The 8,511-nt window shown below is 43.6% G+C and carries 9 protein-coding genes; 3 read left to right on the top strand and 6 right to left on the bottom strand.

Annotated features, from left to right (window positions below; all coding sequences use genetic code 11):
* On the bottom strand, nucleotides 1–679 hold a 679-nt coding region (locus L641_RS23085), incomplete at its 3' end, for a GPO family capsid scaffolding protein (RefSeq protein WP_024603020.1).
* A 193-nt stretch (nucleotides 680–872) separates the two neighbouring features.
* On the opposite strand from L641_RS23085, the gene L641_RS0120880 reads away from it, so the two are divergent.
* Complete coding sequence (locus L641_RS0120880) at nucleotides 873–2,657, top strand: terminase family protein (protein WP_024601304.1); 1,785 nt, start codon at nucleotides 873–875, stop codon at nucleotides 2,655–2,657.
* A complete protein-coding gene (locus tag L641_RS0120875) occupies nucleotides 2,639–3,679 on the top strand; it encodes a phage portal protein (protein ID WP_024603019.1) in 1,041 nt (346 codons plus the stop codon). Before L641_RS0120880 ends, L641_RS0120875 begins: the two co-directional genes overlap by 19 nt.
* On the opposite strand, the gene L641_RS0120870 is transcribed toward L641_RS0120875, so the two are convergent.
* Nucleotides 3,662–3,934: a hypothetical protein gene (locus tag L641_RS0120870; protein WP_024603018.1), complete on the bottom strand. Its 273-nt coding sequence runs from the start codon at nucleotides 3,932–3,934 to the stop codon at nucleotides 3,662–3,664. The genes L641_RS0120875 and L641_RS0120870 overlap by 18 nt on opposite strands.
* 142 nt (nucleotides 3,935–4,076) lie before the next feature.
* Here L641_RS0120870 and L641_RS0120865 point away from each other — a divergent pair, with 142 nt between their 5' ends.
* Nucleotides 4,077–4,322 carry an ogr/Delta-like zinc finger family protein gene (locus tag L641_RS0120865; protein ID WP_024603017.1) on the top strand — a complete coding sequence of 82 codons (246 nt, stop codon included), beginning with the start codon at nucleotides 4,077–4,079 and terminating at the stop codon, nucleotides 4,320–4,322.
* Nucleotides 4,323–4,441: 119 nt separating this feature from the next.
* On the opposite strand, the gene L641_RS0120855 is transcribed toward L641_RS0120865, so the two are convergent.
* The 4 genes from L641_RS0120855 to L641_RS0120840 form a co-directional block, all read right to left on the bottom strand.
* Nucleotides 4,442–5,866, bottom strand: coding sequence for a DNA cytosine methyltransferase (locus L641_RS0120855; RefSeq protein ID WP_024603016.1), 1,425 nt, complete (start codon nucleotides 5,864–5,866; stop codon nucleotides 4,442–4,444).
* The gene (locus tag L641_RS0120850; protein ID WP_024603015.1) at nucleotides 5,856–6,140 is read right to left on the bottom strand and encodes a hypothetical protein; all 285 of its coding nucleotides are present in this window, start codon (nucleotides 6,138–6,140) and stop codon (nucleotides 5,856–5,858) included. The genes L641_RS0120855 and L641_RS0120850 overlap by 11 nt, the downstream gene beginning before the upstream one ends.
* The gene (locus L641_RS0120845) at nucleotides 6,137–6,403 is read right to left on the bottom strand and encodes a hypothetical protein (protein WP_024603014.1); all 267 of its coding nucleotides are present in this window, start codon (nucleotides 6,401–6,403) and stop codon (nucleotides 6,137–6,139) included. Before L641_RS0120845 ends, L641_RS0120850 begins: the two co-directional genes overlap by 4 nt.
* Nucleotides 6,404–6,411: 8 nt before the next feature.
* Nucleotides 6,412–8,511, bottom strand: a 2,100-nt coding sequence (locus L641_RS0120840) for a replication endonuclease (protein WP_024603013.1), incomplete at its 5' end; no start/stop codon positions are given.

The following is an 8,511-nucleotide window of genomic DNA, read 5'->3' as shown; positions in this document are numbered from 1 at the left end:
TTTCAAGGTCGGTCACCTTGGTTTCTAATCCGTCAAACTTGCCCATGAGGGCGTCAAACTGTTCTTGTTTCATGGTGTCTTCCTCGGTGATTTCATCTTGCTGATCGGCTGGCTGCTGATCACTAGAAAATAAGCTAAATAGTTGCGCCATTAAGCTTTGCGCTTTGGCGTGTTTGCTATTTGGGGTAGTTGGTTCGCTATTGGTGGTAATAAAGTCACTGTGTTGTAGCGTTTCGAGTTGGCTATATTCGTGATTTACTTCATTATCACCAATAGAGAATTTTAAGCGGCTGGTTCCAGAACTGGCTGGCGAGTCGGTAACGGCAAGGCCTTGTAAGTAGCAGCGCCCTTCGCTTTTGTAATCTGGGTTTGGCTCAATAGACATAAACAGCTTTTGGCCGTCTTTGTTGGCAGCTAGTAGGTAGTCGTTAGCGGTAATTTTTACAAACAGACGTAATTTACCACCTTGTTTAGCGGCTTTTACTTCGTCAACAGTGCCCCAGTTTTTACCTTCGCTTGGGCCCCAACTTGAACGAAAATGCTCAGGCCAAATAAGCGCGGTGTATTCATCAACCGAATACGATGCAGCCATTTGAGTGATCCACTCTTTTGAAATGGTTCGCCCGTCTACTGTTGCACCTTCTGTTGCTGCAATTACCCAACCTGATTGCTTTGCCATTACTTGCTTACCGCGTTACTTAATATTTAAACGCAGCATAGCCATAAAAAAAGGCTGAATACATTGGTTAGCTTTTTGATAATTCCTAGATTGGGGTTTTAGGAAACATGAGGGTTTTTATGCGGTTATAAGCTTATTGTAAACCAATACACTGTGGCTAGTTATTAATTTTACGAGCGACTTATACCACGTAATGGCTTATTCACCGGAAATACGCGAAGCAGCAAAACGGCTTTATTTGCGCCACCACACCCCCGACGAAATACGCGCGGAACTGGCGTTACCAAACAACCGTGTTATTTACTATTGGGCCGATAAATACAACTGGCGCGATATGCTGCGCGAAGAAGACGTAGACGAAGCCATTGCACGGCGAATTTTAATACTCACCGATGTAAGCGATAAAACAGGTAACCAAATAAAAGAGCTCGACATGCTGATAGAAAAGCATGTGAAGCTTAAAAAACAGCGCGCCCAGCAAGAAAAAGCAGCACAGGCAGAGCAACTCCACGGCACTAACCAACCCAGTAATAAAAACAATAAAGGTGGCGGCGCAGACAATAAAAAAAGCAAAGGCCGTAAGCGTAAAAATGATGTTAGCCATTTAACTGCTGAAGACTTTGGCACCTGGTACGACTCGTTATTTGGTTACCAAAAAACCATGCACGAAAACTTGCACCAGCGTATTCGTAATATTTTAAAAAGCCGCCAAATTGGGGCAACCTATTACTTTGCAGGTGAGGCGTTTAAAGATGCGGTATTAAGTGGCGACCCGCAAATATTCCTCTCTGCTAGTCGCGCACAGGCTGAGGTGTTCCGCAGTTATATAATTGCCATTGCACATGAGTTTTTTGAAATAGAGCTAACCGGTAATCCCATTACTTTGCACACCGCCCATGGTGATGCCGAATTACGGTTTTTAAGTACCAACAGCAAAACCGCGCAAAGTTACCACGGCCATGTTTATGTAGATGAATACTTTTGGATTGGTAAGTTTAACGAGCTAAACAAATTAGCCAGCGCCATGGCCACGCATAAAAAGTGGCGTAAAACGTATTTTTCAACCCCGTCGACTAAAGCGCACCCTGCTTATACATTTTGGACGGGTGATCACTGGCGCCAAGGGCGCGCCGAACGCGAAGAAATTGAGTTCCCCAGCTTTGATGAATTACGCGATAACGGCAGGCTGTGCCCCGATAAGCAATGGCGCTATGTAGTTACCATTGAAGATGCCTTGCGCGGTGGCTGTGAGTTATTCGACATTGAAGAACTGCGCGATGAATACAATGCCGATGATTTTAATAACCTGTTTATGTGCATATTTGTGGACGATGCCGACAGTATATTTAAATTCAGCGACCTTGAAAAAGCCATGGTTGATGCCACCCGCTGGCAAGATCACAAACCCAATGCTGTGCAGCCATTCGGTAACCGTGAGGTGTGGTTAGGTTACGACCCATCACGCACCCGCGATAACGCTGCACTAGTGGTGGTTGCCCCACCTGAAATATCGGGCGAAAAATTTAGAATACTTGAAAAACACTATTGGCGCGGGATGAACTTTTCGCACCACGTGAGCGAAATTCAAAAAATATACGCTAAGTATCGCGTTACTTATATTGGTGTAGATACCACCGGCATTGGCGCGGGGGTGTTTGACTCACTCACCACACTTTACCCGCGTGAAGCCACCGCCATACATTACAGCGTAGGCAGTAAAACCCGCTTAGTACTTAAAATGATCGACCTGATTGAAGGTGGCCGACTTGAATGGGATGCATCCCATAAAGATATAGCTATGAGCTGCCTTTCAATACGCCGCACCAGTACCGAGTCGGGCGGTGCCATAACCTTTAAAGCCAGCCGAGATAACACCATAGGCCATGCAGACGTATTTTTTGCTATTAGCCACGCTGTTATTAACGAACCCCTTAACCATGCACATAAGAGAAAATCACGATGGACCATGCAGAATTAGACCAAAACGCTGAGCAGTTAACTGACCAGCCGCACGATCAACAAAATAAACAAAATGCGCCCGTTGTGTTTGGCTTGCCTGAGCAAGTAATGCCCGACATGTGGCTAACCGATTACGACTCGCTGCTTTATAACGATATGGATAATTACTGGGAGCCGCCAGTAGACCGCCATTTATTAGCCAACTTAACACGGCGTAACGCCCAGCACGGCGGCATAGTGCAAAGCCGTGCAAACATGGCCGCGAGCCGTTTTATTAGCGGTGGTATGAGTGCACAGCAAGTACAAGCGGGCTTTTTAAACCTGGTGCAATTTGGCGATGTGGCACTATTAAAAATACGTAATGGCTTTGGGCAAATTGTTAGGTTGTTTCCGCTACCTAGTTACCGTACCCGTGTTGGCGGTGATGGTGGCGCGGTAGTGCTTGAGCGTAATAGCCAAGTAAAAAAATATAAAAAGCGCGACATTATTTGGGTTCGCCAATATGACCCCGTGCAACAAGTGTATGGCTTGGCCGATTACTTAGGCGGGTTACAAGCCACGTTATTAAATGAAGACGCAACGCTGTTCCGCCGTAAATACTTTTTAAACGGCGCGCACATGGGTTTTATTATGTATGCGACTGATCCTAACTTAGACCCTGACATTGAAGACGACATAAAAGAAAAAATACAAGACAGTAAAGGTGTGGGTAACTTCCGTTCGTTATTTGTAAACATACCCAACGGTAAAGAAAAAGGCTTACAAATAATCCCTGTAGGTAATTTTGAAAGTAAAGACGAGTTTATGAACGTTAAAAACGTATCGGCGCAAGACATACTCAACGCCCATCGTTTTCCACCGGGCTTGGCGGGTATTATTCCGGCTAACAATGCAGGCCTTGGCGACCCGACTAAATACGATGCTATGTATTTTAAAAACGAGACTAAACCGCTAATTAAACTGATGAGTGATGAAGTAGCAAGGGATCCTGAAATTGGCAGTAAATTGCAGCTTAATTTTGATTTAGAGCCCAGCGCGTAAAGCATAGTACTGGCTATGCTGCGCGTCGTGCGCTTTTATTTTTTCGACTAATCCGGCATAGGTATTTAAGGTTTTTAATGCTCGCGTTAAATTTGGCGCGGGCACATTATTTAACAGCGCTGCATGGGTTTTGCTCATGCCTTTTACTAGGTGATCACTGGCGGCGGCTTTTATGTCGACGCTTTTAATTTTACACATAGCCAATAACCAGTTTAACCGCTCTTGGCTTTGTGACCCTTTATATAAATATTGCATGCTAAAACCTCTAAATTAATTATCACTTAAGTGATAACTTATTTATTTTAGGGTTATACCCACTATTTGTAAATGCTTATTTGTTATACACAAAATCACTGTATATAATAACAGTGTATTTTATTAACGATTGGTGGTTATTATGGCGCGGGTTACTTGTCCAAATTGCGAAGCTAAAGCAACAATTACGTCACGCGAAAAGCAAAGCGCCCATGTTGTAAATTTATATTGCTCATGTACTAACACTAAAGTGTGCGGGGCTACGTTCCGTATTACCCAATCGTTTGATCACTTCTTGAATCCACCGTGTAAAACCACTGCGCAGTTAGCGGCGTCGCTTATTAAAAACCTACCGCGTGAAGAACAGTTAGAATTAATTGGGCTTTAGTCTTGATTGTTAGCCATAAAAAAGCCCGCGTTATGCGGGCTTTTTTGTGGGTGGTGTTTTTATTTTTGGCTTAACAACTGAGTGATACACCCAGTTGCGGCGTTTAACGGTTGGTTTCATTAGGCTGCTATCTCTTCTACGTGTTTTTTAGCTAAGTTGACTGCAACTAATGCTTGTGCAATTGGTGGGCATACTGCGTTACCACAGCGTGCAACTTGGTTTTTCTTGGTATTCTTTTTGCCGTTTGAATCAAAAGCTATCTGGTAATCATCTGGGAAGCCCATTGCTGCAAATAGTTCGTGCGGCTGTAACATACGGGTTAGGATGTCTGTTATTTGATACTTTTCACCTTTAATGATCACTAAACCAAATCGGTCATTGGTCGTAATAGTATCTAACGGGTTATTTAATGTATTGACCGAGCCAGTACCATAATATTTAACAAGGTAAGCTTTAACCAATCCCAAATGATTACCACCGGCACTTATTGTATGTAGTGGTTCGTCAACTTTGTGACCAACATTATCTCCCCTGTATTTAACAATTGAGCAAGCGACTAAGGCAAAGTGGCCACCTTTGACTTGTGCGCACAAGGTGCGTAATGGTTCATCAATAGGCATATTGCGCTGGTTTGATGCATTTGCGTGTTCAGTAATGAATGGTACAACCATTTCAGGCTCTACAAAAAACGGGTCTTCATTATCTATAACAAATTTTTGTACACCTTTGCCTAACCGAATTAGCGACTTTTCAGCGATAGGCTTAGACCGATCAGGATCAAAAATAGAACGCATTGGGTAAGACCAATCAATAATATCAGCGGCGGTTAGATATGGTTTTAAACCTGATCCCGCTTTGCCGTGTGTTGGATTTGGCCAATTAATACTTTGCCCATCGTTACGCCCAACAAGGAAAAAGCGCTTTCTGCTTGTCGGTGCGCCAAAATCGCAAGCGGTTAAAATTTTATGTTCAATTTTATAACCTAAGCCTTTTTCAAGTTTGTGATATGGAAAGTCATGGCCAAGTGTCTCTTTTATTTCTTCCCATGCTGGATGGTTTTTTATCAAGCCTGTAGTCAGGCATTTTATAAAGGCCTCAAATGTTTCTCCCGCTTTTTCTTTATTTGGCTTAAAAACACCTGGCGACACTTCCACAAGTGGACCCCATCCCATAAATTCCTCAACATTTTCTAGCATAAATACGCGCATTGGCACCAATGCAGCCCAACGAACTGCAACCCACGCCAAACCACGAATAGCCTTATTTACAGGTGCCCTCCCTTTAGCTTTGCTAAAATATTTACAATCAGGGCTAAACCACGCTAATCCAACAGGCCGACCAGCACATGCTTCAACAGGATCAACATCCCAAACAGACTCGCAATAGTGTTTTGTTTCCGGGTGATTTATTTTATGCATATCTATTGCTGCTGGGTCATGGTTAATTGCAATATCAACTTTACGATTTAAACCAAGCTCCATACCCGTTGAAGCACCGCCACCGCCTGCAAAGTTATCAACAACTATTTCATTTTTATAAAGCATTAGCATTTCCTTTAACCAGTAAATTTGGGCGTTTAAATAAAAGCGCTTGGTTTTGCAATTGCTGAATACTTACACTGCGGCCATCGATGGCAACCACTTTTAGCTTTTCAATTGGGTGCTGCTCTTCAATTACTGTGTAACGAGGATCACGCTTAATTTTATTAATACAGCGCGAGCCATTTTTAAGCGACTCGCCAAAAGCGTGTCCTAATGTGCTGGCTGTATAAAACAATCCTGTTTGTAACATTCTTTCGGCTGCTTGATGTGCATTCATAATTTCACCTGTTGTTTTGGTTGTGGTCTGTTGATTACTGCAAATACATCGGCGTTAGGTTCTTGCTGGTAGCCGGTGCAAATTTCGGTGGCAAATACGCTGTTATCGGTTTTACCGCATTGGCCGTATTGGGTTTTAGGCGCGGGCTTATCGAATTTAGTAATAAACGGGCTGTGCTGATCCTCTGCATAACCCTTTGGGCAAAATGCCTGGCAACTAATACATGCCTTTGGCATGAGTACTTTTGAAATTTGAATAGTCATTTTTTCTCCTACGCCATTAAATCCAGTGACCACCAATCGTTATCGCTGATTGCTGATGCGCTGTTGTTGTTTACTAAAATTGCTAAATCCCAATCGCCAATGGTGATAAGGCCGTTTTTAGGCTCGCCATAATGAAATTCGCCTTGTTCATTGCGTGTTGCATTAAGGGTTTCGCGCCCGTCTAGCTGGGCGTATTGATAAGCAAGGTCTACTAATTGGCGAGCTTTCTGCCAGTGATTCTCTGTTACGTGCCAGCTTGCCGATTTTTGGGCGAGTGTTTTTGCTCGGTATTCAATAGCGAGGTGCTTGTTGTGTTTTATTTGCGCAGTTTCGTCTAAAACATGAAGTTGGCCGTTTTTAATTTGGTAAATTTGGCCGTCTCTGGCGATCCTTTTACCGTTATTAAGATCCTTTTTAACCTCTGTGATCTGTTTTTCATCACACCCCACCATATCGAGTATTAACTCGGCGCTAGAGCCCACGGCTATAGGCGTACAGTTATTACCACTAGACCAAGATAGGTCGGCTGCGCCGACGTTGGTGCTAGCCTTAGCTGCAATTTTCTCTGCTGTACCTTTGAGTTGTCTTGTCCATTCTATAAGGCGGGTTTTTAAGCTGGTTGCATCCGTTACGTTATGCACATTGTTAAACAAACGTGTAAGCACGGCTTTGTAATCAATATTGGTCACAACACCTTTAATACGGCGCACTACTTCGGCGTAGTCGTTGCCCATTGGGGTGTCTTCGTACATTGATTTAAAGTTAGCAGCGCGGCCAATACACATGCCGCCCTGTAGTTTTACGTAATCTTTCCAATTGGCGTTATCTGCCGCATGTCGAATTGGCTCTATTATTTCGTCTTTAATTGGTTTGCCTTTTGGCATACGGCGAAGCTCTCGCCAAACCGTAACGCTTGGCGAACCCTGAAATTGAAACTGGCGAATGTTCCACGTACTTGCCCAGGCTAAAACGGGATTGGCTTGCTCTTGCAGGTTTTCGCCTGTGTCGGCGTCAACATGATCAGTCAGCATGTAACCATCAATATTTTTACTAATGTATTTAGCAATGTAGGCCGCTGCGCTGCCCTTGCTTTTATCAAGCTTTACAGCGTCAAAGCGTGGGCTAAAAGTACGGTAAAATTTGGTAGGCGCTTTATGGTTTTTCGCCTTAAACTTTTTAGGCTCTCTTTTTTCAGCCTTGGCTTTTTCTGCCTCTTCTTTATTGCGTTGTATGGCTACTTCGTTGGCTTTCTTTTTAGCAAAGCCCCACTCGCTGCGCTTTTGTTTATAGATTTTAAATAACTTGGTTTTCTCAGTCCCTGCACGGTATTTAACGCAGGCTTCTACTGTTTTTATGTGGGTGCCATGGGTGTTTATATCTACAAATTTATTAAATACTTTGGCGCGGGTAAGCTCGGGGCCATAACGATCGTAAAGCTCGCTTTTATCCTCTTGAATAAAGTACCAACGCAAAATAGCGTTGATTTCTTGAAGTTTGTTTTTTGGCATGAATAACATCATGTGCCAGTGCGGACACCCGTCAGCATGTGGCTCTACAACACGTACACCAAAGTATTTAAGTTCACGGCGGTTTAACTTTGAACGTGCCCGCGCCCATGTTGTGGTTAAATAATTTTGCGCATCTTTGGGGGTCGAACCGTCCCACGTACTTGCATTGGCATGAAAACGCGCAGGGCATGTAATAGTGTAAAACATGGCAACATAGCCCATTTCATCGGCTAGTTCTTCGGTTTCACGGATGCGTAGCATTAGCTCATTACGGCGGTTAGCAGGGTTTGCCATGCCGCTTTTTACGGCTTCAATTAAGTTAATTACATCGCCGTCGCTGCTTTGTAGTTCCATCATTTCGAGGAACTGGCGACCACTGGCTTGGGCAAAGCTAAATTCACGTTGTGCTTGTTTTGATGAATACGGGCTAATACCCCGGCGTTTAGGTTTTTGGTTTTTTTTGTCGTAGTAAAGGTCTTTACCCACTTGGCCGGTTGCAATTTCTAGTAGTTCTAAAAACTGTTTACGCAGGGTTTTTAATTGGCGAGCCCACCATTTATCGCATTGCAGTTTAAGCAAGGCGATTTCAAAACAGGCTTG

The organism is Pseudoalteromonas sp. TB41, assembly GCF_000497975.1.
In the GTDB taxonomy this organism is placed as follows: domain Bacteria; phylum Pseudomonadota; class Gammaproteobacteria; order Enterobacterales; family Alteromonadaceae; genus Pseudoalteromonas; species Pseudoalteromonas tetraodonis.
This window is presented reverse-complemented; position numbering and strand designations above follow the sequence as displayed.